Annotated in this window: 20 protein-coding genes; 5 read left to right on the top strand and 15 right to left on the bottom strand. The window is 62.7% G+C overall.

Annotated elements, in window-relative coordinates; translation table 11 throughout:
• Window positions 1–60 precede the first annotated feature (60 nt).
• Together cueR and RHIBR816_RS0113370 are read left to right on the top strand one after the other, a co-directional pair.
• Window positions 61–546, top strand: a complete 486-nt coding sequence (gene cueR / locus RHIBR816_RS0113375; protein ID WP_018237060.1) for a Cu(I)-responsive transcriptional regulator — start codon at window positions 61–63, stop codon at window positions 544–546.
• A gap of 74 nt (window positions 547–620) precedes the next feature.
• Window positions 621–1094, top strand: a complete 474-nt coding sequence (locus RHIBR816_RS0113370) for a DUF411 domain-containing protein (RefSeq protein ID WP_018237059.1) — start codon at window positions 621–623, stop codon at window positions 1092–1094.
• Between the two features lie 19 nt (window positions 1095–1113).
• Here RHIBR816_RS0113370 and RHIBR816_RS0113365 read toward each other — a convergent pair whose 3' ends face one another.
• The 3 genes from RHIBR816_RS0113365 to RHIBR816_RS0113355 all read right to left on the bottom strand — a co-directional run bounded on the left by RHIBR816_RS0113365 (window position 1114) and on the right by RHIBR816_RS0113355 (window position 5229).
• Window positions 1114–1863 (bottom strand): FkbM family methyltransferase, encoded by a 750-nt coding sequence (locus RHIBR816_RS0113365; RefSeq protein ID WP_018237058.1) that lies wholly within the window; start codon window positions 1861–1863, stop codon window positions 1114–1116.
• Between the two features lie 96 nt (window positions 1864–1959).
• Complete coding sequence (locus RHIBR816_RS0113360; RefSeq protein ID WP_026186954.1) at window positions 1960–2424, bottom strand: cyclic nucleotide-binding domain-containing protein; 465 nt, start codon at window positions 2422–2424, stop codon at window positions 1960–1962.
• Between the two features lie 93 nt (window positions 2425–2517).
• On the bottom strand, window positions 2518–5229 hold the full coding sequence (locus tag RHIBR816_RS0113355) for an ABC transporter transmembrane domain-containing protein (RefSeq protein WP_018237056.1): 2712 nt from the start codon (window positions 5227–5229) through the stop codon (window positions 2518–2520).
• Window positions 5230–5506: 277 nt separating this feature from the next.
• Here RHIBR816_RS0113355 and RHIBR816_RS0113350 point away from each other — a divergent pair, with 277 nt between their 5' ends.
• Complete coding sequence (locus RHIBR816_RS0113350; RefSeq protein WP_018237054.1) at window positions 5507–6181, top strand: hypothetical protein; 675 nt, start codon at window positions 5507–5509, stop codon at window positions 6179–6181.
• On the opposite strand, the gene RHIBR816_RS0113345 is transcribed toward RHIBR816_RS0113350, so the two are convergent.
• From RHIBR816_RS0113345 to RHIBR816_RS0113305, 9 genes are all read right to left on the bottom strand, one after another.
• Window positions 6159–7340, bottom strand: coding sequence for a glycosyltransferase family protein (locus RHIBR816_RS0113345; RefSeq protein ID WP_018237053.1), 1182 nt, complete (start codon window positions 7338–7340; stop codon window positions 6159–6161). The genes RHIBR816_RS0113350 and RHIBR816_RS0113345 overlap by 23 nt on opposite strands.
• Window positions 7322–8569: a glycosyltransferase family 4 protein gene (locus RHIBR816_RS0113340; RefSeq protein WP_018237052.1), complete on the bottom strand. Its 1248-nt coding sequence runs from the start codon at window positions 8567–8569 to the stop codon at window positions 7322–7324. Before RHIBR816_RS0113340 ends, RHIBR816_RS0113345 begins: the two co-directional genes overlap by 19 nt.
• A gap of 7 nt (window positions 8570–8576) precedes the next feature.
• Window positions 8577–9791 (bottom strand): glycosyltransferase family protein, encoded by a 1215-nt coding sequence (locus tag RHIBR816_RS0113335; RefSeq protein WP_018237051.1) that lies wholly within the window; start codon window positions 9789–9791, stop codon window positions 8577–8579.
• 77 nt (window positions 9792–9868) lie between these two features.
• Window positions 9869–11044 (bottom strand): ABC transporter permease, encoded by a 1176-nt coding sequence (locus RHIBR816_RS0113330; RefSeq protein WP_018237050.1) that lies wholly within the window; start codon window positions 11042–11044, stop codon window positions 9869–9871.
• On the bottom strand, window positions 11041–12039 hold the full coding sequence (locus RHIBR816_RS0113325) for an ABC transporter permease (protein WP_018237049.1): 999 nt from the start codon (window positions 12037–12039) through the stop codon (window positions 11041–11043). The genes RHIBR816_RS0113330 and RHIBR816_RS0113325 overlap by 4 nt, the downstream gene beginning before the upstream one ends.
• A gap of 1 nt (window position 12040) precedes the next feature.
• Complete coding sequence (locus RHIBR816_RS0113320; RefSeq protein ID WP_018237048.1) at window positions 12041–13942, bottom strand: ABC transporter substrate-binding protein; 1902 nt, start codon at window positions 13940–13942, stop codon at window positions 12041–12043.
• The gene (locus RHIBR816_RS0113315; RefSeq protein WP_026186953.1) at window positions 13939–15831 is read right to left on the bottom strand and encodes an ABC transporter ATP-binding protein; all 1893 of its coding nucleotides are present in this window, start codon (window positions 15829–15831) and stop codon (window positions 13939–13941) included. Before RHIBR816_RS0113315 ends, RHIBR816_RS0113320 begins: the two co-directional genes overlap by 4 nt.
• A 297-nt stretch (window positions 15832–16128) precedes the next feature.
• A complete protein-coding gene (locus tag RHIBR816_RS0113310) occupies window positions 16129–17097 on the bottom strand; it encodes a polysaccharide lyase (protein ID WP_018237046.1) in 969 nt (322 codons plus the stop codon).
• 9 nt (window positions 17098–17106) lie between these two features.
• Window positions 17107–18453, bottom strand: coding sequence for an adenylate/guanylate cyclase domain-containing protein (locus RHIBR816_RS0113305; protein ID WP_018237045.1), 1347 nt, complete (start codon window positions 18451–18453; stop codon window positions 17107–17109).
• A gap of 405 nt (window positions 18454–18858) precedes the next feature.
• On the opposite strand from RHIBR816_RS0113305, the gene RHIBR816_RS0113300 reads away from it, so the two are divergent.
• Complete coding sequence (locus tag RHIBR816_RS0113300) at window positions 18859–20202, top strand: nucleotide sugar dehydrogenase (protein WP_018237044.1); 1344 nt, start codon at window positions 18859–18861, stop codon at window positions 20200–20202.
• Between the two features lie 7 nt (window positions 20203–20209).
• Here RHIBR816_RS0113300 and RHIBR816_RS0113295 read toward each other — a convergent pair whose 3' ends face one another.
• Complete coding sequence (locus RHIBR816_RS0113295; RefSeq protein WP_018237043.1) at window positions 20210–21388, bottom strand: DUF3095 domain-containing protein; 1179 nt, start codon at window positions 21386–21388, stop codon at window positions 20210–20212.
• 478 nt (window positions 21389–21866) lie between these two features.
• Between RHIBR816_RS0113295 and RHIBR816_RS0113290 the strand changes: the two genes are divergently transcribed.
• Window positions 21867–22697: an MBL fold metallo-hydrolase gene (locus tag RHIBR816_RS0113290; protein ID WP_018237042.1), complete on the top strand. Its 831-nt coding sequence runs from the start codon at window positions 21867–21869 to the stop codon at window positions 22695–22697.
• Here RHIBR816_RS0113290 and RHIBR816_RS0113285 read toward each other — a convergent pair.
• Both RHIBR816_RS0113285 and RHIBR816_RS0113280 read right to left on the bottom strand, forming a co-directional pair.
• Complete coding sequence (locus RHIBR816_RS0113285) at window positions 22684–23454, bottom strand: polysaccharide deacetylase family protein (RefSeq protein WP_018237041.1); 771 nt, start codon at window positions 23452–23454, stop codon at window positions 22684–22686. The two genes, RHIBR816_RS0113290 and RHIBR816_RS0113285, sit on opposite strands and share 14 nt — an antisense overlap.
• Window positions 23451–24548, bottom strand: a complete 1098-nt coding sequence (locus RHIBR816_RS0113280) for a glycosyltransferase family 4 protein (protein WP_018237040.1) — start codon at window positions 24546–24548, stop codon at window positions 23451–23453. Before RHIBR816_RS0113280 ends, RHIBR816_RS0113285 begins: the two co-directional genes overlap by 4 nt.
• Between the last annotated feature and the right edge of the window lie 2 nt (window positions 24549–24550).

The following is a 24550-nucleotide window of genomic DNA, read 5'->3' as shown; positions in this document are numbered from 1 at the left end:
CACCCGCTCAGGGGAAGTCCTATATTTCGGTGTATCCGCCGCTAGTTGAACGAGGATGTCATGAATATCGGCGATCTGGCGCACGCGTCGGGCGTCTCGGCGAAGATGATCCGCTACTACGAAAAGATCGGTCTCATCCCGGCAGCCGACAGAAGCCAATCCGGCTATCGCAATTACGGCGCCAACGATGTCCATACGCTGCGCTTCATCCGGCGGGCGCGCGATCTCGGCTTTACCGTCGAGCAGATGGCAGACCTGCTGGCGCTGTGGCGCGACCGTTCCCGTGCCAGCAGCGAGGTCAAGAAAATCGCGCTCGATCAAGTGGCGATGCTCGACCGCAAGGCGGAGGAGCTGAAGGCGATGAGCCGGACCCTCAAGCACCTCGCCGCCCATTGTCACGGCGATACGCGGCCGGATTGCCCGATCATCGACGATCTTGCCGATGCCGGAAGCGTCCCGGAGAAGCCGCTTGAGCCTGCCCGGTTCGGCCGCGGCGGCGTCGAACCGGTGCGGGGCGTGCGGCGATCTGGTGTATCGACACGCTGAGCGTCCCGGCGTCTAATTTCATGCTCCGGCGGCGGATTACGCTGCGGAACAGCGCCAGGAAAGGAGTGCTCCCCATGACCATCCAACGCAGAGATTTCCTGGCCGGCGCTCTGGCAGGCGCCTTTCTCGTTTTACTTCGGTCCCCGGACGCGCTCGCAACTGCCGGGCGCATGGTGATCTACAAGGACCCGCTCTGCGGCTGCTGTGAAAGCTGGGCGGCAGCCATGAGGGCGGCAGGCTTCGCGGTCGAAGTCCACCACGAGAGCGACATGACGGCGATCAAGCGCCGCTTCGCCGTTCCGGCGGACATGGAGGCCTGTCACACGGCCGTGCTCGACGGCTATCTGCTTGAAGGGCACGTGCCGCTCGAGGCGATCCGGAAGCTGATCGCGGAGCGTCCGGACATCGTTGGCCTCGCCGTACCCGGCATGCCAGCGGGTTCGCTTGGGATGGGAGACGACCCGCAAGCCGCCTATGAAGTTTATGCGCTAAGCAGGATACCCGGCGCAGCGCCGACGGTTTTCCATAGCGTTCGCCCGCCGGCGTAAGACCGCCGTCCTTCGCGGCTCACTTCGCCAGGAAGAGCAGATCGAAGCCTTTGAGTTCGCGCCGAGCGATCGACTTGCGCAGAGCCGCCCAGATCGCCGACGGGTTCTCCAGGCGAAATCCGCGAAAGCTTCGGATGAGCCGAACGGTCGCTGACATGGTCCGGATCGCGCGCAGCAGCGAGGGACCGGAAAGCGAGGCCGCCAGGATCTGCGGGTGTACGGCGAGCAAGACGCCCGCCGTCCTCTTCCGGTCGATTGTCCGGAATTGGTCGAGCGCCTTGTATTCGTAGCCTTCGATGTCGATCTTGAAGCAGAGACGCTCGGTCTTCGCCATCGCCTGGAGCTTCGGGATCGTTATGGTTTCGGCGGCAATCGCCATGCCCGTGTCGTCGGCGATCAGCGCCGAGGTTTCCGAACTGCCGAAGCCGCCGCCGACGGAGTTGAGCACTAGGCGCTCGTCCTGCGAGAGTGCTGCGTTGACGAGCGTCACCTCGCCGGCGTTGTCGGCCCGCATCTGCGTCAGGATGCCGAAACATACCGGGTCGGGCTCGACGACAATGACATTGTTTGCGGTCTGGGCCGCCCAATAGGGCGTAACGCCGATCCAGCCACCAATGTCGATGAAGGTCGTCTTTTCGTCGACCAAGCGAGCGATGTTTCGAAAGGTGCCGGGCTCCCACTGCCCTGCTTGCAGGCGGGCGAAAAAGCGTTTCTTTTCCGGCTTGTCGGGGAAGTAAACGGTCTTGTCGAAATAGGTTATGGCGCGCATCGCGCCTCTCTACTGCATGATTCCGAAAATCGGAACCGGAATAAATTCACGCGGCCGCCACAGCGCGGCGAACCGGCAATCGTGAACGTCTGAACCCTATGCCTCCACCCGCTGGGCGCGGCTGCGGGCTTCGGTGAGTTCGGAGGTCGTTTGGCTGAGACGGTCGGCGAGGACACGCATGATCTCCACGGCCATTTCGGGAAAATCGGCCAGCAGTTTCAGGAAATCGTCCTTGCGAATGCGCAGGGCCTCGAGCGAAGTGGTCGTCTTGATGGTTGCAGTGCGCGGCGTGTTGCAGAGGATGGCGATCTCGCCGACGATCGAATTCTGCTCCACCTCGGCAACCTTCAACTGCCCCGTGGGCGTCGAGACCAGCACGTCTGCCTTTCCGGAAAGGATGACATAGGCTGCGTCGCCGATATCGCCTTGGTGGAACAGGTCTTCGCCGGCGCTGTACATCACCCGGTCGGAGGTGAAAGCGAGAAGTTTGAGTTTCGCAGGCGGCAGGCCGGAAAAAAGCGTAATCCGGCGCAACATTTCCACTTCGTCTTTTAGGAGCATATCAGTCCGCTTCTCCGAATGTGTCGCGGTCGCGAAGACGTCCGTTCCCGACCGGCCGGGAAATTACGCCTGCCACCCTATGCTAATATTACATCAAGACGCCAGTTCCTTGTAGTCGCTGTCTTTTGACGGCGTTTCCACGGTTTCCTCATGCACCAACCGGCCGTTCTCGAAATGCACCACCCGGTCGAAGAGTTCCGAAAGAGCCGGATTGGAAAGCACCCAGACGATCGCCGGATTGCGGTTCTCGTCATGCAGGAAGGCGAAGACGTTACGGGTGATCTGGTCCTGCGTGCGCTGATCGAGTGCCAGCAGCGGCTGATTGACGATATAGAAATCGGAAAGCCGGATCAGGGCACGTGCCAGGTTGAGCTTCTGGCGCTGGCCGGCGGTCAGTCGCTTGCCACCGGCGCCGACATCGAAATCGAGCCCGAAGGCGAGCACCTTGTTGTAGAGGCCGAGCGATTCGAAGAGATCGCGGACGATCGCCCGAATCTTGTCCGACCCGTCCGTGTGCTTATGGCCGATACGGCCGAAGAGCACGTTGTCGAGGATGCTGGACGAAGCCATGTAGCGGTTCGGCTGGTAGTGCTCGATGATGCCAGCGAGATCGGCAGGCAGGCCGTCGCTGAATTCTCGCCGCGCCTCGACGATCTTCTGCATCAGGTCGTCCGTCAGGAGACCGAAGCGATGCCGCGGCTCGATATAGCCGAAGCATAGCCGGATGATCCGGATCGCGTCCTCCTCCGAGACTTCGTCGAGCGGCCGGCCCCTGAGCCTCTGAAGCAGTGCCTCATAGGCCGGAATTTCCTCACTGGTCATGAAGGTAAGCTGCTGGAAGAACGGGTGATCCGGCGGCAGGTCGCGGAACAGTTCGACGACGTTTTCGGCGATTTCGAGCCCCATGCCGTAGAAAGTCTCGTGAAGGCCGGCCCGCTTCAGGACGGTCTTGAAGAAGGGGTGGCTCTCCAGCGCCAACTCCCATCTCGCCCTGTCGGTCACAGTGCCGAAGAGCAGGTTTTCGCCAACGGTTGCTTCGACATTGTAGGAGCCCGGCTCGAAGAAAACGACCAGATCGCTGAGTTTCTCGGCCTCGAGGCGCCGCCGGAGCGCGGCACGCATCTCGACGATTTCACTGGCAAATGCCTCGTGCTCGACGGCATTGATCGTCGAGCGGACGGCCAGGGCCGAAATGTCGTTCGTCAGGAGCACGACGTCGAGCACAGCCCTGATCTTCCCGAAGAGATCTTTCGGCCCCGTTGCCCCCGCAGCTCCGTAGTCGATCCAATCGCTGTTGAGGTCGAATGAGGGGTTGCCGGCAAGCTTCGCCTCGAGCAGTTCCCATCGGCGATGGGCCGCCTTGTCGCCCTCGTAAACCACCTCGGTCAGCGGCGCATGCTTGAGGCCATAGAGCAGATTGTCGCCGAGACTGCCCTGGAAGGCGTAGACCTCGGAGGAGGCATAGGAAATCCGTCGCCCGATGACCGCTTCCGGCAGCTCGTGAATATCCTCGTCACCGACGACGATCCTGCCGCTCGCCGGCCAGGCCAGGCGGCCGAGGGCCTCGGCCAGGGCCTCTCCGCCACCGCCGGTGCCGCCGGTAATGGCCACGGTCTCGCCCGGGCGGACCTGGAAGGAGACATGCTCGATCAGCTTGGCGCCGCCATCGTCGGCTATCGTGAGGTTGACGGCAGCAAGTGCGCCGGAGAGCGTCGGAGGCGCAGCTACGGAAATCTCCTGTACTTTCGGGTCGATCAAGGGCTCGACGCTGAACTGTTCCACGACCTGTGTGTATTTGACCTGGACATCCTGACGCGCCTGATCCCAGTCGATCAGTTCCTTCAGCGGTCCCGGCAGATCCTTGTAGGCACCGATCACCGCGACGAGCTGGCCGATGTCGAGGCGTCCCTGCAGAGCGAAATAGCCGCCGATCGAATAGAACAGGAAAGGCGTGACCTGGGCGAGGAAGTTGTTCAGGAACTTCACCAGGAACTTCCACTGGTAAAGATCGTAACGGATCTTGAAGATCCGGCCGAGGCGCGCGGCGATGTCGGCGCGTTCGTAGTTGGACGTGTCATGCCCGCGGATCGTGCCGATACCGTCGACGATTTCGCTGACCCGCCCGGAGAGCTCGCGGGCGGTCAGTTGCCGTTCGCGCCCGAGCACCAGCAGCCGCCGGCGCATGCGCGGAATGATCACCGCCTGGACCGCGACGATGACCGCGGCGATGATGCCAAGCCAGAAGCTCTGGATCAGGATGAAGATCAGCGCCGTCAGCGCCTGGCCGCCGAGAAGCGCCGGCTGCACGAAGGCATCGCCGGTGAAGCCGCCCATGGGCTCGACTTCATCCTTGATCATCGTCGAGATTTCCGCCGGCTTCACACGCTTCAAGTGGTGCGGCGGGAAGCGCAGGACACGGTCGACGAGCTCAAAACGGATGCGCCGGAGCAGCCGCTCACCGAGCCGGCCTTTGTAGGTGTTGATATAGAACTTGAAGAGCCCGTTGATGATCACCAAGAAGAGAAAGACGAGGCTGAGCGCCAACAGCGTCCCCTGCCGGCCAAGCTCGATTCCCGAAAAAAGGTTGACCTCGCCAATGAGTGGCAGGCTGAAGGCGATCGGCATGAAGAGCTGCGTTGCCCCGGGCGTTTCGAATCCCTGCCCCTGGATCGGCCCGTTGACGATCTGCTTCGGCAGGTCGAAGGACATGAAATAGGGGATCATCGACAGCGCAACGATCAGAAGGATCCAGAGCTGCGCCTTTCGTGTATGAGTCCAGATGTAGCGGGAAAGACGTGGTTCCATGGGCGGGTAATGAGACCTAATCTAAAATTCGGGATCGCAGGGCCGCTCCGGAGGCGGACGCTAGCCGCAAATGGTTTCTCTCCACCAGATCTTCAATGGCGTGCGCTTCTTCCGGGAACTCGTGACTGCCTGCCATGAGAGCAGAGGCATACTCCATGTCAAGCGCTTGGCTGGCAAGCAAGCTCCTTCCACCGGATATCGAACCGAGTTGCAACCTCCCAGCCGCGGCTCCGTGGCGCGGCTTGCGCTTGCCGGACCCTGAGCTTACAACACCCGGATGACGCATGCCAGCCACCCGCCCCACAGTTCGCACGATTGGCCCGAGAGCGGTTATGACCTCGCGCGCGGGTTGGCCGCTTATACCGGCAGCGTGCTCGTCGACGGCATAGCGAGCGTCATCGCCAAACATCCGCAAGCGAATATCGCCAATGCCTTCAACCACAAGCAGGTCCTGTGCAAGCTCTGGGCCCGCAATGAACTCCTGAGGAATGCCGGTTCCGATTACGACAGGATCGTCGTTCTCGGCGGCTGGTACGGTGTTCTGCCGGCCATGCTGCTCGAGGATACGCGCTTCAATATCCAGGTGATCGACAGCTTCGACATCGATCCGGCAGTCGAAGACGTGGCCCGCACGCTGAATTCCGGTTTCGGCGACCGCTTTCGCGCCGTCACCGCGGACATGTACGGGATCGACTATCGCAGCTTGAAGGCTGACCTCGTGGTCAACACGAGTTGCGAACACATCGCCGACCTCGGCGCGTGGCTCGGCCTCCTTCCCTCCGGAACCCGCGTGGCTTTGCAGTCAAACGACTATTTCAGCGAGCCGAGCCACATAAACTGCGTTTCCTCGCTCGAGGAATTTGAAATCAAGGCGGGCCTTTCCCTCATCGATTTCGCCGGCGCGCTGCCTATGAAGAAATATACGCGCTTCATGCTGATCGGTGCGGTCTGACGCCTTCCAGCCGCGTCAGATGCTCCTCGAGAATTGTCGCGGTATTGTCGGCCCCGTCGAGATCGAGCGGCGGGATATCGGGTTTCGAACGGGCAAGCGACGCCTCCACCTGCTGGGCGAGTTCCCGCGCGCTAATTCCTTGCTCGGACAGGACGGCGGCGAGCCCGAGCCGCTCCAATCTCGTCGCCCGCGTGCTCTGCTCGGTTTCGCCCCCCGAGGTAAAGGGAATGAGCAGCGAGCTGCATCCGGCCCGCAATATGTCACAGACTGTGTTGTATCCGGCCTGTGAGACCGAAAGGCGCGCCCCGGCAAGGAGGCTTGCGAAATCCTGCCGGAAACGAAACAGGCTGGCGTTTTCCGGTGCCGCGGCGGCGAGTTCGTCGAAATCCGGCTGCGGCAGGTTTGGGCCGGTTACCAGACACCAGCGAAGCTCCGGCGGCAAAATCCTCGCCGCCCCGAGTGCCGCGCCGATCAGCTCCTTGCCGACCGCGCCGCCTCCCGCGGAAACCAGGATATCGAATGTCTCGGCAGGCTCGGCCGGCGGTGGCGGGGCGACGAGACCGGTATAGGCCACCCGGTCAGCGATCTCGCCCGCGAGCGGGAAAGTCTCCTCGAGCCGCGCGAAAGCCGGGTCGCCGTGAAGGAGCACGAGGTCGAAGTGCTTCTTGACCAGCTCGACCGTCTCCTCGGCGCGCCCTGGCTTTATCCGCTCCTGCAGGATGTCGCGGAGCGACGTCGCGACCAGCGGGCGGCGGTCCATCGCTTCGATTGCGTCGAGCAGGGGCAGGAGCTCGAAGCGCATCTGCCGGCGGCCGAATGGGAAAGCCTCGATGATGACGACATCCGGCTGCGAGAGGCGAAACGCCTCCAGCAGCTGTTGCTTGCGACGCTCCTGATAGGCGGCCGTGACCGGATTGCCCTCGGCGTCGGCGAGGCCGGAGAAGCCCTTGTCGCCCGCCGTCACCGGCGGCAGCGCGACCGTCCTCACTCCCTCGCCAGGGAAGCCGGGGACAGGCGAGCCGCCGGTCACCATCGTCACGTCGAAGTCGCGCGCGAACAGTGCCTTTGCGATGCGGCTGGCCCTTGCCAGATGCCCGATCCCGAGCAGGTGCTGAACATAGAAAAAAACGCGGCGCTTGCTCAAGGAGCCCTTCTCCATTCGCTTTCGAAAAGCCCGCTCAACTGGTCGACGCTCGAGTGATGATCGAACTCGGCCCGCACGCGCCGTTCCGCCGCGGCGCCCAGCCTCGTGCGCAAAGCCGGATCGCGGATGAGCCGCTCCAGCGCAGATGCGAGCGTGGCGGGATCCTCAGGCGGCACAACGATCCCGTTCGCATCATTGTCAAGCAGTTCCGGAATGCCGGATACCGATGTCGAGACACAGGCAAGCCGCTGGCTCGAAGCCTCGACCAGCACATTCGGCAGTCCATCGCGATCGCCATCGACCGCGACCCGGCAGGCGAGTGCAAAAATGTCGCTCTCACGGTAGCGTGCGAGCACGTCCTTCTGATCGAGCGCGCCGTGCCAGCTCACACGTGGCGCAAGGCCGAGATGGTCGGCGAACGACCGAAGGTCCTTCGTCAGGTCGCCTGCGCCGATATGCTCGAAGCGCCAATTGAGGTCGGGGGGTAGCAGCGACAGCGCCTTGAGCAGAACGTCATAACCCTTCTTGGCGACGGCGCGCCCGACGCTGACGATGCGCACCGGATCGTTGGGGTCGGAACCGTTGCGGCGCGAATGGTCGCCTTCGAAGCTCGGGAAGCGATCAAGGTCGAGACCGTGATAGCTCAGATGCACCCGGGACTTCTCGGCCGTCAGGCTCTTGAGATGCTCGAAGCCGTTGCGCGTGCAGGTCACCGTCCAGCGCGCCCGGCCGAGCTTTTCCGAAAGCTCCCAGTCGGAAGAGGTCCAGATGTCCTTGGCGTGCGCCGAGCAGCTCCAGGGAACGCCGGCCATGATGCTCGCATAGGCCGTCACCGAGGCCGGCGTGTGGATGAAATGGGCATGCAGCCAGCGCGCCCCGGCAGGCCACTCGGCGACGAGCACCAGCGCCTGGCCGAAACGACGAAAGCGGTTGCGCGTCCAGTCGCGACGGAGATCCTGGAGGAAGGGCACCAGAGCGTGCCAGAATCCGGGCTTTGGCAGCGATTTCAACAGCGATCGGAACACCCGCCAGGGCTCGTCATGCAGGTATTCCGGCAGATAGAACACCTTGGCGCGGATCTCGTCATGAACCGGATGACGCTTCGCGTCGGTCGGGCGCCGCAGGGCGACGAGCACGAGATCGTGCCCTGCCCTTTCGAGCCCTAGCAATTCTTGAGCAATGAACGTCTCGGAAAGGCGTGGATAGCCCTTCAGGACAACGGCGATCTTTCGAGTTTGCGACACGGGTATTTCAGCTTGTCTGCTTGACGATGCTCAGATGTTCCTTCGATCTGTGATCGAGCCACTCTCCGACAATCCCGGAGATATGGACAAGGCCTTCGAGCCTCAGGCCGTTCCTGTTACACGACGGCGCTGCACGCTGCGGCAGGGACTTGAGTGCCGCTGCAAAGCGCAGCGGATCTTCTGCCTCGTGGGGCAGCAGCATGTCGACAAGGCCGAGTTCGGACGCGCGCCGCGCCCGGATCAGTTGCTCCTCCCGGGGCTGCAGCCGCGGCACGATCAGCGCCGGCTTATCGAAGGAGAGAATCTCGCAATAGGTGTTGTAGCCGCCCATCGATACGACGGCGCGGGCACCGGCGACCAGTTCCTCCATGCGATTGTCGAACTCGATGATCTTGATGAAAGGGATACCACCGCCCTTCCGGATCAGCTTGTTGCGCTGCTTGGCGGGCATATAGGGACCAAGGACGACAAGCGCATTGTGCGTCAGGCTCGGGTCCTGCTGGTAGGCGTGGATGACGTTATGAATGAGCTCGGCGCCATCGCCACCGCCTCCTGTGGTCACCAGAATATAGTCGCCCTCCGGCCTGTGATCGGGCAATCCGCCATGCGGGACGCTTCTCTGCAGGAAGCCGACGAAATTCATGCGATCGCGCACCGCCGCGGGAACGTCGAGCCCCACCAGCGGGTCGTAGAAATCGGGAGGGCCATAGACCCAGATCGAATCGTAGAACTGCTCGATCTTGCGCATCGTGTCGCGGCGTTTCCACTCTTCCTCGAGCAGGTGCGGCGCATCCATGATCTCCCTAAGACCGAGAACCAATCTGGTCCCGTGCGTCTTCAGGTAGGTCAGCGTGTCCTCGACCTCGCCGCGGAGCCCCATCGGCTCCTTATCGACGATGAAGATGTCCGGCTTGAAGGTCTCGGCGGTCGAGCGAATGATCGACTGACGCATCTTCAGCGTCTCATGCAGGTCGATGTGGCGGTCGAGCGACGTGTATTCGCCATTCCTCAGCTTGATGACGCTGGGGATCTTCACGAAATCGACGCGGGCCCGGTAGTCGAAGGCGCCGGCAATGGTCGCCCCGGACACGATCAAGACCTGCAGGCCGCTATAGTCCTCAACGAGAGCATGTGCGATGGCGCGACAGCGCCTCAGATGACCGAGGCCGAACGTATCGTGGCTGTACATGAGAATCCGGGCGTCTTCGAAGCGCCGTATCATACGAAGAACCTTTCTCTCACTCGTGAAAACGCCAAGTCCGCTGCAGCCCGTGCCTGAATCGAGCGGCCATACCGGAGCTATTTGTAAGGATCTGCAGCGTCGCGCAACCCGTCTCCCAGGAAGTTGAACGCCAATATCACAAGAATGACTGGTATAGTCGGAAATAGCAGCCAGGGATAGAAGGCAATCACGCTGACGCTCTTTGCCTCGGTCAGCAGAATGCCCCAGCTGGTGATCGGCGGGCGGAGCCCGAGGCCAAGGAAGCTGAGAGCCGTCTCACCGAGAATCATGCCGGGAATGGAGATCGTCGCCGTCGCGATGAGGTGCGACATGAAGCCCGGCACGAGATGTCGGCCGATGATGCGGCTGCTTCTTGCCCCCATCAACTGAGCGGCGAGCACGTAATCCTCTTCCCTGAGAGCAAGCAGCTTGGAGCGGACGGCGCGTGCCAGACCGGTCCAATCGAGAAGGCCAAGGATGACGGTTATGCCGAGATAGATGAGGATCGGGCTCCATGTCGCCGGCATGATCGCCGCCAGCGAGAGCCAGAGCGGAATGCTCGGTATCGACTGCAGGACCTCTATCAACCGCTGCACGACAAGATCGAACACCCCGCCGTGATACCCGGCCAGGCCGCCGATGACGATGCCGAGGACAAAGCTGACGGTAATGCCGAGGAGACCGATCGTCAGCGAAATCCGCGCTCCGTAGATGATGCGCGACAGCACGTCGCGTCCCAGTCTGTCGCTGCCGAGCAGGAAGAGCTGGCCATTCTCGGCCGGGCAAACGAGGTGTAGATTGCTTTCGAAAAGCCCCCAGAAGCGATAGCCGTCGCCGCGGCAGAAGAAGCGGATCGGCTGGATCTCGGCCGGGTTATCGGTGTAGTTCCGCTTCAGCGTATCCATGTCGAGCTGCATCGTCCGTCCGTAGACGAACGGCCCGACGAAGGAGCCCTCGTGGAAGAAATGCACCCGCTGCGGCGGCGTGTAGATGAAATCCATGTTGCGCGTGTGCAGGTTGTAGGGCGCCAGGAACTCGCAGATGAGAATCATCCCGTAGAGCACTGCCAGGAAGATGCCGGACACCAGCGCAACCTTGTGCCGCTTGAACTTCCACCACATCAGCCGCAGCTGCGACGCCTGATTGATGCGTACCTGCTCCTCCGACATCACCTCGACGGAATAGGGATCGAAGGGGGCGGTCGACACGTAATGCGGTAGCGGTTCGCCGGGGGCAGGAATCGGTGACGTCACTTGGTGCTCCTGCCTTGCAGGCGAATTCTGGGATCGAGAACGGCGAGCGCGAGGTCGGAAATCAGGACGCCGATGACGGTGAGGAACGCCAGGAACATCAGGAACGACCCGGCGAGATACATGTCCTGACTTTGCAGCGCCTTGATCAGCATCGGCCCGGTGGTCTCGAGCGACAGCACGATCGCGGTGATTTCAGCCCCGGAAATGATCGCCGGCAGGATCGAGCCGATGTCGGAGATGAAGAAGTTGAGCGCCATGCGCAGCGGATATTTGACGAGGGTCCGCGTCGGCGAAAGGCCCTTCGCCCGGGCGGTCACGACATATTGCTTCTGCAATTCGTCGAGCAGGTTCGCCCTCAACCGCCGGATCATCCCGGCCGTACCCGCCGCGCCGATTATGATCACCGGGATCCACATGTGCTCGAGCATCGACTTCGCCTTCTCCCAACTCATTGGCTCGGAAAGGTATTTCTGGTCCATCAGATGGCCGATGGACGTTCCGAACCAGATATTGGCGAAATACATGAGGATCAGCGCCAGCATGAAGTTCGGGATGGCGATGCCGATGAGGCCTATGAGCGAGAGACCGTAGTCGCCCCAGCTGTATTGATTGGTCGCCGCATAGATGCCGATCGGGAAGGCGATGACCCAGGTAACTATGATGGTGAGAAATGAAACGAGGATCGTCAGCCACAGCCGGTCCCCGACAACCTCGCTCACCGGCAACTCGTATTCGAAGGAATAGCCGAAATCGCCCTGCAGCATGCCGCCGACCCAATAGAAGTAGCGCAGCAGCGGTGGCTGGTCGAAGCCGTATTGCTGCCGCAGCGACTCTATCTCCTCCATGTCGACGCCTTCACCCTGCGCCCTGATCTCGGCGATATAGCTCTCGAAATAGTCGCCGGGCGGCAGTTCGATGATGGTGAAGACCAGCGCCGAGATGATGAGCAAGGTCGGCACCATAACCGCGATGCGCCAGAGGATGTACCGCAGCATCTCAGCTTTCCTGTTCCAGCCAGAAGGTATCGGCCTTGTAGACGCCGAAATAGCTCGTCGGATCGAAGCCCCACAGCGCCTCGTCCGGCATGTTGCGCAGCTTCGTCGAAACGAGAATCGGCTGCAGCGACGCGTTGACGAGGCCGATAGAGAAGACCTGGTCCGTATAGATGGACAGCATCTGCCTCCATATGTCGGCCCGCTCCGCATCGTCGGCGGAATGCCGCCAGCGCTTGAGCAGATCGAGCAGCTTTACCACCGGCTCCAGGTCAGGTGCCTCGCCCATTTCGCCGTGCGAAATATAGTTCAGGCCCCAGACCGGCCATTGCAGCTGGTCGTCGGCGGTCGGCGCGAGCTGGCCGGGGTTCATGTCCGCCGTCGGCACGCCGTTGTCGATACCGAACCACATGGACATGATGATCTCGCCGCCGACCGCTCGGCTGCGGAACGTGTCGCGCTGCGACGTGCGGATGAAGAGCGAGATGCCGACCTTCTGCCAATAGTCGGTGATGAGCTGCAGCACATCCGTGTCGAGCGTGCTTTCGCCGGGCGTTTCCACAACAATCTGTGCCCGCCGGCCATCGGGAAGGATGCGGATGCCGTCGCTGTCGCGTTTTGCAAGCCCGGCCTGATCGAGCAGGGCGTTGGCTTGGTCGGGATCGTGGGCGATCCAGGCGCTCGCGAATTCCGGACGGAACAGCGGACTTTCCGGCAGGACCGTATCGGCGCTCTCCTTGGTCAGCCCGTAGAAGGCCGCCATGTTGATCTCGCGCCGGTCGATCGCCAGCGACAGCGCCCGGCGGACCCGCACGTCTCTCAAGAGCGGCCGCCAGATCGGATCGGCGCAATTGAGGTTCGGAAGCAGCGCCAGGCGCGAGCCGGAGGTCTTCTTCCACAACTTGACCTTCACCGGATAACGCTTCTCGGCATCCTTGAGGTATGTATAGTCGACGAAGTCGATGCCCGCCGCCTGCAGGTCGCTTTCGCCCGTTCCGGTCTTCGCCGGGATGAGCGCCGACGAACTGACGCTCAGCACGAATTTGTCGATATACGGCAGTTGCAGGCCGTTCTCGTCGACGCGATGGAAGAACGGATTCCGCTCGAAGATGAATTGCTCGGCCGGCAGCGGCGTCGTGTTGCGCCACGGGTCGAGGGTTGGCAGATCCGGGTTTTCCGGTCTGTAGGAGCGCGCCATGCGCTGGTGGAGCTGGTGCCATTTCTTGACCCGCTCCTCCTTCATCAGCGCCTTCAGCTTGTCCTCTTCCTGGTATTTCTTGTGAAACTGCTTGAGGTATGCCGACGGCATGGCGATAACCAGCGGCTGCGGCGCCGCCAGCTTCTGCAGGAAATCCGGATTGGGCATCGGCCAGGAATAGCGCAGCGTGCGCTCGTCGAGGATCTCGAACTTCGCCGCCTGCCCGTCCATGACCAGCGCCGTAGGCAGACCGGCCGGCGACAGGTCCTCGTTGAGCAGCACGTCCTCGAAGCAGTAGCGGAAGTCCTCGGCGGTCAGCGGCGTGCCGTCCGACCACTTGTGCCCCTCGCGCAGATGGAAGGTGAAGATCCGGTCCTCGACCGTCTCGTAGCGCTCCAGGACGTCCGGGTGGAGGTTGAGCGCCTCGTCATAGCCGACCAGCCGGGCATAGCCGTAGATCGTCATGAGGCGAATGTCCTTGGCGCTGCCGATCAGGCTGCGGATCGTCCCGCCATGCCGGCCAGCCTGTCGCCCCATCGCCGCGACGTTGATCACCCGCGGCGTTTTCGGCAGCCTTTCGTCGAGAGGCGGAAGCTTGCCTTCCGCGACAAGCGGCGCCAGGGCGTCGACCCCGCCCGCGGCGGCGAGGAGGACCTTCGGCAGAGCAGTTGAAGCGAGGATGGCAAGCGCTGTTCTTCGGGTGATCACGGGCGTAACTCCCTTGCATCCGCCGATTTCCTGGCAAGCACATAGTGACCGCCGCCAAGATCGGCCGGAAAGAGAGCGTTCTCCTCGCCGCCGTCCGAGAATTGCGCTCCCCATTGACGCTGGTCCGAGCCCCCGCTCGCCTGGAGCGAATCGAAGTCGAGTTTTCGATCCAGATCGGGATAGGGCACGGCCGCCAGCAACGATTTCGTATAGGGATGAACCGGATTGCGCATCAGCACTTCGCGCGGAGCGAGCTCGACAATCCGCCCCGCACACATGACCGCGATGCGGTCCGCCATGTAGTCCACCACCGCGAGGTTGTGGGAGATGAACAGCATCGTCAGGCCGAGTTCCTTCTGCAAATCCTTGAGCAGGTTGAGAATCTGCGCCTGGACGGAAACGTCGAGGGCCGAAACGGGCTCGTCACAGATCAGGAGCTGCGGAACGAGCGCAAGCGCCCGGGCGATCCCGATGCGCTGCCTCTGGCCGCCGGAAAAACTGTGCGGATAGCGATTGATGAAACGCTGGTCGAGGCCGACCGCCTGCAAGAGGGAACGGACGGTTTCGATCCGCGATTTCGGGTTGCCGCGCCCGTGGATCTCGAGCGGTTCGCTGAGAATATTCTTGACCGTCATGCGCGGCGACAGCGACGAGACCGGATCCTGGAAAACCATCTGGATCTTGGCGCGGAGCGCCTTGAGTTCGGCGCCGTCGAGCTCAAGGACGTCGACGGCACCCTCGCCGTCGTCGAAGGTGACCGAGCCCTGATCCGGCGTCACGGCGCGCATCAGGATCTTGCTGATCGTCGTCTTGCCGCAGCCGCTCTCGCCCACCAGTCCCAAACATTCGCCGCGGCGGATGTCGAAGCTCACATCGTCGACGGCGCGATGACGGGATGCGTCGCCGCTGCCGAACCAGCCCGACGATCGCGTCGAGAACGTCTTGCACAAATTGCGAACCGATACGAGGACGTCCGGTCCCGAGGCCTTTCTGACTTCCTGGCGTCCGAGAAGGGTTCCAGCCTTGACCGGCACTTCGCGAAGAGCCTTCAGCCGTTCGCCCGGCTTCATGTCGAAATGCGGCACGGCCGCCATCAGCCCCTTGAGATAGGGATGCTGCGGATTGCGGAAGATCGCATCGACCGGCCCCGCTTCGACGATATCGCCGTGATAGATGACGACGACCTCGTCTGCCATGTTGGCGACGACGCCAAGGTCATGCGTGATCAGCAGCATCGCCATGTTGAGCTTGGACTGCAGCTCGCGCAAAAGCTGCAGGATTTGCGCCTGCACCGTGACGTCGAGCGCCGTCGTCGGCTCGTCGGCGATCAGCAGTGCCGGACGGCAAATCAGCGCCATGGCGATCATCGCCCGCTGGCGCATGCCGCCGGACAGCTCGAAGGGGTACATGTCGTAGGCCCGCTTCGGGTTGGCGAAACCGACATCGCCGAGAAGCTCCTCGGTTCGCGCCCGCCGCTCCGCCTTGTCCGCGTCCGTGTGGATCTTCAGCACTTCGGAAATCTGGTTGCCGATCGTGTGGAGCGGCGACAGCGAGGTCATCGGTTCCTGGAAGATCTTGCTGATCCGCGCGCCGCGGATTTCCTGGATCTCGCCTCCGTCGGTTTCGAGCGAGAGCAGGTCGACCGGCTTTGCTCCGGCCGCCGTATCGTTGAAGAGGACGCGGCCGCCCACCTTGGCGACGCTCGGCAGGATGCCCATGATCGCCTGGCTGATCGCCGACTTGCCCGAACCGGACTCGCCGACGAGCGCCGTCACCTTTCCCGGCAAGATCCTGAAATTCGCCCCCCGAACGGCCTCCACCTGGCCGCCAAGCACGGAGAATGTGATCCGCAGACCCTCAACCCTTAGTAGGTCCGCTCCTGACGTCATTGCAACACCCGACCCTCATTGCCCCTCCTGCATGATCCCCTGCCGTCTCAGGCCGGGGCATTATGCAGCATCTTCAAGTCTCAAAGCGACCTGACCAGCCCCGCAGCGCTCTACGGCGCCGCGTCGCAAAAGGACGCCGCAGCACTATGAATTGCTGCATGTCCTTATCCTTAAATCGCCTGTGATTAAGGAAACATGCAGTAGCGTTCGCCACTGTCGAAACAGTAGCTTAGCTTCCGCAGGCTGTCCAGCACGCCACTGGACGGGGTGGGAGAAGGGTCGAGAAGGGGCCGCGCCTCACGGAAAGGGGCAAACGCCGTCCGTCAGGACATCGGCACAGCGCGCTGAACGGCGGAAGTCGTCGTAATAGAGCGTCCAGTCGGTGGTGTCGGCGGCGCGATAGGGGCCGAACTTGAAATACTGGTTCTCTCCGAGCCCCTTGTCGGCGTGGCCGATATGGCCCTTGACCGTTATGATCGGCTTACCGTTGGCAAACAGCTCGATGTGCCCCGACCCGTCCGGTCCCGGTTTGGTGAAGATTGCGAAATCGATCCAGCCGGAATTCGGCTCGGGAAGCGGATTGCCGTGATCCGTAACCGTCACCGCCTTCGTGCAGGAATTGAAAATGTCGCCGTCCTTGGTCGTCCAGTTCGGGTCCGTGGCGACCAGGATGCGCACCTGGTTGACGTCCGGGCGCGCCCAGGCCGGCACCTCGCCCGGCCCGCAACGGGCCGGCGTGCCCTTCGGTCCCGTGGATGCTGGCGGCTGATAGTTGGTCTCCACGGTGGCGAAGAGCTTTCCGAGGTCCATGCGCAGCGCCAGAAATGGACTGAAATCTCCATCGGCGCCGGGATCGATCTCGCGCTTCCATTGCGCAATCAGATAACGATGGTCGCCGCTCGGGATGGGGTCTTCGAACTTGACCGCGAAACCGTACCAGACGCCCTGGTCATAGGGCACGCGCAGGGCCGTCTTTTCCCAGATTTCCGCCCGTTCGCTGCAGCCGTCGTTCATTGTCGGGCAATGCGGCACGACGCTGAGCTTCAGCCCGCCATTGCCCGACCGCTTGACCGCCCCCTGAAACTCGACGGTGCCGGCGCTTTGCTCGAAATTCTCGCGATAGTAGAGGCCGCCCTCCGGGGCAAAGTCCTTGCCTTCGAAGCCATCGATCAGAATCTGCTCGAGAGGCGGTTGTTGCTGCAGGGCTTGAGCATTTGCGATGCCCGGCGCAAGAAGGGTGGCGGCCAGCAAAGCTACGCGAAACATATGTATCCCTCACTGGAGCATCTTGTCGATCAGGCCGCGCGGCCCCGGCGGCCCGATCTTGTTGCGATAGAGCAGCATGACATGCTCGGCTTCCGAAAGTCCATCCGCCTGATCGTCTGCATGCTCCTGCGCGATGGCGGTAAGCGCCGCATCCTTGGGATAGAGCACCGTGAACTTCTGGCGCACGCCGCGCAACCGCTCCTGCCCGAGCGTCGACCAATCGCCGCCGCAATAGTTGACGAAGGCTTCGCTCGCCACGACGTTGTGACCGTATTTCTTCGTCAGGCTCTGCAGCCGCTGCACCTCGTTGACGGCCGAACCGAAAGCCGAAAAGGTCAACCGATCCCGCAATCCGACATTGCCGAACATGACGTTGCCGACGTGCAGGCCGACACCGTAGCCGATCGGGTCGCGTCCCTGCCTCCTGCGTTCCGTGTTGAGGGCGGTAACGCGGGCGCGGGCCGCGCCAACGGCGGCGAAGGCTTCGCGGCTCGCAAGCTCGGAAGGTTCCTTGTGCCGGCCGCAAGGATAAACGGCGATGAAGCCATCGCCGACGAAGCTCAGGATCTGCCCGCCATGCCGATTGAACGGGGTCGCGATCGCGTCGAAGAAACCATTGAGCGTTTCGATATAGGCCTGGCGGCCTTCCCTCTCCGCAAGAACCGTCGAATCGCGCATGTCCGCCATGACGAGGACGGCACGAACCGTCTCGCCGTCACCCCGGCGGACTTGGCCGCTCAGGACCCGTCGTCCGGCATTGGCCCCGAGATAGGTGGTCAACATGTTGTCGGCGAGTTTGCCCAGCACGGCGACCTTGGCAGCGATCGCCAGATGGTTCTGCAGTCTCAGCAATGCGGCGATGACGTCATCGCTGAAGCCGCCGTGGCGATCCGTCGTCCAGGAGCCGACCATGCCATGCTCGGAGACGGCGCCGAGCGGCTGCATGAAGGCCATATAGTCGGTCGCGCCCTGCTCCTTGAGTTCATCGAAAATCGGGAATTCCGAAGGCTGGGCCGGATCGATGCGGCGCCGCACATGGTCGAGGTTGTTGCTGAGCAGATAATAGTAGGGACTGCGCAGGAAACGATCGGGATTGAGCGCCAATTCCTCGTGGCGAAGACCGCTTACCTCCACGCCCCGGCCGCGCCACCAGGTGAAGCCGAGCGCGTCGTAGAGCGGATGGAGCATCGAAAAGGACAAGTGAACGCGCATGAGCGGCAGGCCGGCTGCCGCAAGGCGCTCGCAGAAACCCCGCACGATGGTCTCGAGCGATTCGTCGCTCAGCGATGTCCGCATCAGCCAGTCCGCGACCTTGTCCAGGAGGATTTCGGACACGTTGTCGTTGATCACACTCATTCCACGTCCTCATTTGTCGCGATGGCGGATGTCGACAACACTCCCGCAGCGCCTGGCGAACAACATCGCCTGCCCGGCAGCATCGGCTGTGGCACCCGTCAGTAAAGAAAGGCTCCGGCCGCATCTGACGGCCGCGGCGCGCAGCGATCGGATCGCCACGATATCGTCTTGCAGATATTCACCGCCGGGCCCGATTTCCAGAGACGTTCGCAATTTTTAATCGTGAAGGAATGCTACACGGAACGGGCCCTTCAATTGCACCCTGTAATTGTCGGGGTTACCGATCGGACGCTGCCTGCTGCGTCCTGGCCCGCGCTTGACTTCGCGCCGCTTTGTCGCCAACAAAACCGAACCCGCTCGCGCGGCCGCCCGCCGAAAAAGCGGCGTGTCCGCCAACAATTGGAAATGATCTTGACCTCCGTTCATCACGACAGGCTGCTTGAATCGATCAGCGCGCGCACCGCCCGGATCGGCATCATCGGCCTCGGCTATGTCGGCCTGCCGCTTGCCATCGCGGTTGCCCGCTCGGGGTTTCCGGTCACCGGCTTCGACATAGACCCGGCAAAGATCGTCGCGCTCGACGGCGGCCGTTCCTATATCGAGGCCGTCTCGGACGATGCGCTGAACCGAGAGGCCGCGGCCGGGCGGTTTCGCTCGACGACGGACTTCAGCGAACTCGGGCGTTGCGACGTGATTGTCATCTGCGTGCCGACACCGCTCACCCGGCATCGCGATCCCGATCTTTCCTTCGTCGAAAAGACCTCCCGCTCGATCGCGGCCTGCCTGCGGCCGGGCCAGCTCGTCGTGCTCGAGTCGACCACCTATCCTGGCACGACGGACGGCGTCGTCCGCTCGATTTTGGAGGAGACAGGCCTGAAATCGGGTGAGGACTTCTTCCTGGGCTTCTCACCTGAGCGGGAAGACCCCGGCAACCGGACCTTCGAAACGACGAGCATCCCGAAGGTCGTCGCCGGCGACGGACCGCTTGCGGCAGCGTTGATGGAGCAGTTCTATGCCGCCGTCGTCGAGACCGTCGTGCCGGTCTCCTCGAACGCGACGGCCGAGGCGGTAAAACTGACCGAGAACATCTTCCGGGCCGTCAACATCGCCCTCGTCAACGAACTCAAGGTCGTCTACGAGGCGATGGGCATCGACATATGGGAGGTCATCGAGGCCGCAAAGACAAAGCCGTTCGGCTACATGCCGTTCTATCCGGGTCCAGGGCTTGGCGGCCACTGCATCCCGATCGACCCCTTCTACCTCACATGGAAGTCGCGCGAATACGAACTGCCGACCCGCTTCATCGAACTCGCCGGCGAAATCAACTCGGCCATGCCGCGCCACGTGGTGACGCGGCTTGCCGAGGCACTCGACCTCAGACAAGGCAAGGCGCTCAGCCGTTCGAGCGTGCTGATCATCGGCCTCGCCTACAAAAAGAACGTGCCGGACATTCGCGAAAGCCCCTCGCTCAGGCTGATCGAGCTCATCGAGGAACGCGGCGGCAAAGCCGCCTTCTACGATCCGCATGTTGAGGAAATCCCCTCGACCCGCGAGCACGCTGCACTCAAGGGACGCCGGTCGATCGCCTTCGATGAAAAGACCGTGCGCAATTTCGACGCCGTGCTCATCGCGACCGACCACGACGCCGTCGACTACGCCGCGCTTCTTGATTGGACGTCGCTTGTCGTCGATACGCGCAATGTCTTTGCGCGTCGCGGACTGACGGCGGACCACATCGTCAAGGCATGATCGCCGATCAGGCGATCGCCCCGCGAACCGGCCCCGAATGGGTCGCCTTGAGGTTTTTCGCCGCCATCGCGTAGCCGCCGGCCGCGCCGTCGATGAAGTGCATGTGGTCGCGGCTCATCGGCGATGGAACGATGCAGGTCATCAGCGCAGACTCCTGCTGGTGCAGCCCGTAACGGCAAATACCCGCCGCGACGCCCTGTTTCAACCGCTCCTCGATGCGGCGCAGCCGATCGATGCCGACGTCGATCGTCATCTTCAACCCGTCGTCGAACTTGCGGAAATCGGAATTGCTGGCGAGGTCATGCGCGTATCGTGTGACATCGAACGGCCCGAAATTCACTCCGAACCTGAAGCAGAGAAAAAGCAGGAGGCTCTGCACGGCGACGAGGGGCCAGACCAGCAGCCGGCGAGCCGCCGAAGCCCTTGCGCGCGCTTCCATCGTCACCCCCCGCATCGATAGGTGAGGCTCAGGACCGGCCTCCGGAACGGGGTGGCCGCCCCGCTCCTCCCCCTCGGCCAGCGCCACGACGTCCGCGATCAGCGCCTGGAACTCCGGACCGTTGCCGAGCCCGGCGGGAACAGCGATGATCGAGACGATCGCCCCGTGCCGGGAGGCGATCGGGTTCCAGCGACAGGACAATCCGGTGAGGTCCGGCCTCGTTCCGGGTGCCGCGGCGTCGATCTGGTAGCGCCCCGCCTTCATCTCCGCTTCCGCCCAGCTTGCGCCGCCGCCGGAAAACATCGCGTAGGAAACGTCCTCGCTCGCCTTGAAGCGGGCGACGCGCATATCGAGTCCGCTGGCGCGAATATCGGCGACCGGAACGAGCGCGGCCCGTAAATCGAGGCCAAGCTCTTCCGCCACCCAGGTCCTGGCGGCGGCGAGAGCCGTGCGGGCTTTCGGCGCCAGGGCCGCGGGTATGGCGGCCAGCGCCCCATCGCCTCCGAAGACGAAAGGCAGATTTGTTTCCTCCAGCGCGTTCATCAAGGCCGAGATCACACTGGCGCCGGCCATGTTGACGCTTTTGTAGCGCCCCTCCGCAATCGCCCCGGTCGAATCGACGATGTCGGCAACCGCCAGCGCCCACCCCTCAGGCAATGGCCGGTAGTTGGCCTCGTCGGCAACGCCTTCGAAGGCTTCGAAAAGTGGCAGGCTCTCGTAAAACTGCGTGTCCGCCAGTTGCGCCATGGATGCCTGACCCCCTTCGCCACGCGAATGGCAATTGCTACCGATTTTCAAGACTGACGGGAACGCCACAATCCTCAATCGCTGAAGACAACCCTTAAACCAGGTTAGGCCCGGCGGTAAGCTTTCAATGATGGCACTCCATCTGTGGCCGGCCGACAGGCATTCCGCATCCTTCAGCGTCCTACCTACGTTCAGCGGGCAAAAGATTGCTGTATCCCTTTGAATTGCTGCATGTTTCTTGCCCCAATATCGGCTCCAGTCCACGGAGACATGCAGTCAAGCGCTACTCATTGTTCCCATAAGTCGTAGCCGATTTGAGGATGAGAACATGCAGCACGTCAAAGTGCAGCAGCGACCTTTGCGCATCTCATGGGCGCGCGGCGCTCTATTGGCATTGCAGGACCCTCATGATTTGTGCTTGTCTAATCAGCGCGCCCGGGCAAAATGCCCGAGGCGGGCAGGATGAAACCGAAACGGAATGCAGGACGACACCTTTCGAGTGAAGTTTTGGGGCGTAAGGGGCAGTTTGCCGGTCTCCGGTGAGCAGTTCCTGCGCTACGGAGGCAATACGCCCTGCATCGAAGTCCGTTGTGGCGCCGAGGTGCTGATCTTCGACGCCGGCTCGGGATTGCGTGAGGCCGGTCTGTCTTTGATGTCCGAAGGCGTCTCCGAGTTCGACGTTTTTTTCACCCACACCCACTACGACCACATTATCGGGCTGCCTTATTTCAAGCCGATCTACCGCTGCAGTTCGGCGGTCCGTTTCTGGTCCGGCCATCTCCACGGCCAGATGTCGACGGCGGAGATGATCAATGCGTTCATGCGGCCACCGTGGTTTCCGGTGAGCACGGGCATCTGTCAGGCAAGCCTCGACACGATCGATTTCCGTCCGGGCGAGACCCTGTCGCCGCGAAAGGACGTTTCGGTCCGCACGATGAGCCTTGTCCATCCGGGCGGCTGCGTCGGCTACAGGATCGACTGGGGCGGCCGCGCCGTCGCGCTCATCTATGATACCGAGCACGAGCCGGGCATTCTCGACCCTGCCCTCCTCGATTTCATCGCCGGCGCCGACCTCCTGGTCTATGACTGCACCTATCTCGAATCGGAGATGGACGCCTATCGCGGCTTCGGTCATTCGACCGGGATACACGGCTCGCGCCTCGCCATGGCCGCCGGCGTTCCGCGCCTGGCCATGTTCCATCACGATCCGTCGCGCACCGACGCGGCACTTGCGGCGATGGAGCAGGAAGTGCAGGCATTCTTCGCGGGCGCCTTTGCCGCCCGGGACGGTCAGGTCATTGACCTATGAGATCGGAAACCCTCCGCCAGCGGCAGGCCGGGTGAGTGGCGGTTATCTCGAACAACTTGGACAGAAACGCCCATACGTTCTCGTCATGGACGAGGTGATGCGTGAGGATGCCGACGGAGCCGCCGGCCTTGGCCACTTGCTCCAGCCTGCCAAGAATGTCCCGAACGATCTGCGCATGATCGCGGCAGCCGCGCGTTCCGTGCCAGTCAATGACGTCCACATGCGTGTTTATGATCTGTAACCCCGGTCGAAGGAGAGCGGCAGTCTTGCCACCTGCCTCCGGTCCGAAGACCGAAAGCGCTCTGAAGCCGATGGCGCCGAGCCCGGCGACGACTTCGCTATCGATCCTGTTCCACGGCGGGACGAGCAACGGCACGAAGGAGGCTGGAAAGATGGCTTTGAGACGAGCATAGCCGGTGCGCAACTCTTCGGTGACCGTCCCGCCCGGGCGATGGCCGCCGAGTTCCTGGCGCTTTTCTCCCGCCGGCGCATGGTTTTCGTGCGACCAGCCGTGAACCGCGATGTTGACGTCGCGGTGGCCGGCGAGACAGCGCTCAAGACGCTCGTCGGTATGCGCCGGGATCACCGCCAGGGTCAGCGGCACCGAAAACCGATCCGTCAGTTCGAGCAATCGATGCAGCGCCGCCGTCGGTTCGATCGCATCGTCGTCGCGCAACCAGAAATCGGCGCTTTGGCCGGCTTCCTGCATTTGATCGAGCCTGTCGATGAGCGCTTGCCAGATAGCCCCCGTATTCATGCCGCCCTCCTCACAAACGCGTCAAAAATCGCCCCCAGACGCTGGGCCGCGGCTGCCAGCGAGCGCTCCTCGAGCACGAAGCGGCGCGCCCGCTGCCCGAACTCGGCGCGTAGCGCATCATCGCCGAGAAAGCGCCGGATCGCTTCTGCGAAAAGCGGGATGTCACCCGCCGCCGTCAACAGCCCGGTCTCCCCATTTCTGACAACTTCAGGTACGCCGGCGGTCGCCTGCGCCACGACCGGCAGCCCGGCGGCCTGCGCCTCCAGGTAGGAAAGGCCGTAAGCTTCGCCGCACCCCGGCCAGACATAGAGATCGCTACCACAGAGAAGGTCGGCCACCGCCGCAGGCGCATGTTCGCCCGCCCAATCCAGCCGCTCCGCCGGAAACCCGGCAAACGCCTCTCGCACCTCCGCGCGCGATGGACCGTCGCCGACAATCGTCAGCGTCCACGGAATGTCGGCAACCAATCGCAGGGCGGCCGCGAGCATCCGATAGCTGTCCATCTTGTCGCCTGGACGCATCATGGCAACCGCGATCAGGCGGGCCTCGTTCGGTTTCGGGCCCGACGGGATCTGAAAACGCCCGACATCGATGAAAGGTGCCAACATGGCAAAGCGGCCGCCAGGTATCGCCTCTTCGAGCCCTTCGCGATCGCGTGTCGTAAAGCAGATGTTCACCGCCGCCTGCCTTGCGCCGGCTGCGACCGCGTTCTGCGCGAGCCTCCTCGCCCCTTCGTTGCGGCGCGACGAATGGGAGCTTTCCGCCGTCACATAGGGAATGGCGAATTCCGCAGCCAGGGCGGGGCCGATGAGGTCGGGGGCCTTGTAATAGGGATGGTAGCAGAACCAGGCATCCGGCGGCCCGTGCTTTGCCCAGGTCCGGCGAAGACGTGCGATCTCCGCATCCGCTTGCTGGCGCAAGCCCCAATATGCCGCATCCGACGCTTCACGCGAGAAGGCACGCAGTTGCGACGCGATATGGACGTCGTGTCCGGACAGCCTGAGCGCTTCGATCAGCATGCGCGCCATCTGCCTGTCGCCGGAAGGGACCGGGTGATCGGGAGATTTCAGCGGTGCGTAGAAGGCGATCCTCATTC

This window comes from Ensifer sp. BR816, assembly GCF_000378985.1.
Taxonomy (GTDB): domain Bacteria; phylum Pseudomonadota; class Alphaproteobacteria; order Rhizobiales; family Rhizobiaceae; genus Sinorhizobium.
Note: the sequence above shows the minus strand (reverse complement) of the source record. Positions and strands in the feature narration are given on the sequence as shown.

Excerpts from the sequence above, each read along its gene's own strand:
- cueR (WP_018237060.1), top strand. The coding sequence starts at position 61 with ATGAATATCGGCGATCTGGCGCACGCGTCGGGCGTCTCGGCGAAGATG.
- RHIBR816_RS0113370 (WP_018237059.1), top strand. The coding sequence starts at position 621 with ATGACCATCCAACGCAGAGATTTCCTGGCCGGCGCTCTGGCAGGCGCC.
- RHIBR816_RS0113365 (WP_018237058.1), bottom strand. The coding sequence starts at position 1,863 with ATGCGCGCCATAACCTATTTCGACAAGACCGTTTACTTCCCCGACAAG.
- RHIBR816_RS0113360 (WP_026186954.1), bottom strand. The coding sequence starts at position 2,424 with ATGCTCCTAAAAGACGAAGTGGAAATGTTGCGCCGGATTACGCTTTTT.
- RHIBR816_RS0113355 (WP_018237056.1), bottom strand. The coding sequence starts at position 5,229 with ATGGAACCACGTCTTTCCCGCTACATCTGGACTCATACACGAAAGGCG.
- RHIBR816_RS0113350 (WP_018237054.1), top strand. The coding sequence starts at position 5,507 with ATGACGCATGCCAGCCACCCGCCCCACAGTTCGCACGATTGGCCCGAG.
- RHIBR816_RS0113345 (WP_018237053.1), bottom strand. The coding sequence starts at position 7,340 with ATGGAGAAGGGCTCCTTGAGCAAGCGCCGCGTTTTTTTCTATGTTCAG.
- RHIBR816_RS0113335 (WP_018237051.1), bottom strand. The coding sequence starts at position 9,791 with ATGATACGGCGCTTCGAAGACGCCCGGATTCTCATGTACAGCCACGAT.
- RHIBR816_RS0113325 (WP_018237049.1), bottom strand. The coding sequence starts at position 12,039 with ATGCTGCGGTACATCCTCTGGCGCATCGCGGTTATGGTGCCGACCTTG.
- RHIBR816_RS0113315 (WP_026186953.1), bottom strand. The coding sequence starts at position 15,831 with ATGACGTCAGGAGCGGACCTACTAAGGGTTGAGGGTCTGCGGATCACA.
- RHIBR816_RS0113310 (WP_018237046.1), bottom strand. The coding sequence starts at position 17,097 with ATGTTTCGCGTAGCTTTGCTGGCCGCCACCCTTCTTGCGCCGGGCATC.
- RHIBR816_RS0113305 (WP_018237045.1), bottom strand. The coding sequence starts at position 18,453 with ATGAGTGTGATCAACGACAACGTGTCCGAAATCCTCCTGGACAAGGTC.
- RHIBR816_RS0113300 (WP_018237044.1), top strand. The coding sequence starts at position 18,859 with ATGATCTTGACCTCCGTTCATCACGACAGGCTGCTTGAATCGATCAGC.
- RHIBR816_RS0113295 (WP_018237043.1), bottom strand. The coding sequence starts at position 21,388 with ATGGCGCAACTGGCGGACACGCAGTTTTACGAGAGCCTGCCACTTTTC.
- RHIBR816_RS0113290 (WP_018237042.1), top strand. The coding sequence starts at position 21,867 with ATGCAGGACGACACCTTTCGAGTGAAGTTTTGGGGCGTAAGGGGCAGT.
- RHIBR816_RS0113285 (WP_018237041.1), bottom strand. The coding sequence starts at position 23,454 with ATGAATACGGGGGCTATCTGGCAAGCGCTCATCGACAGGCTCGATCAA.
- RHIBR816_RS0113280 (WP_018237040.1), bottom strand. The coding sequence starts at position 24,548 with ATGAGGATCGCCTTCTACGCACCGCTGAAATCTCCCGATCACCCGGTC.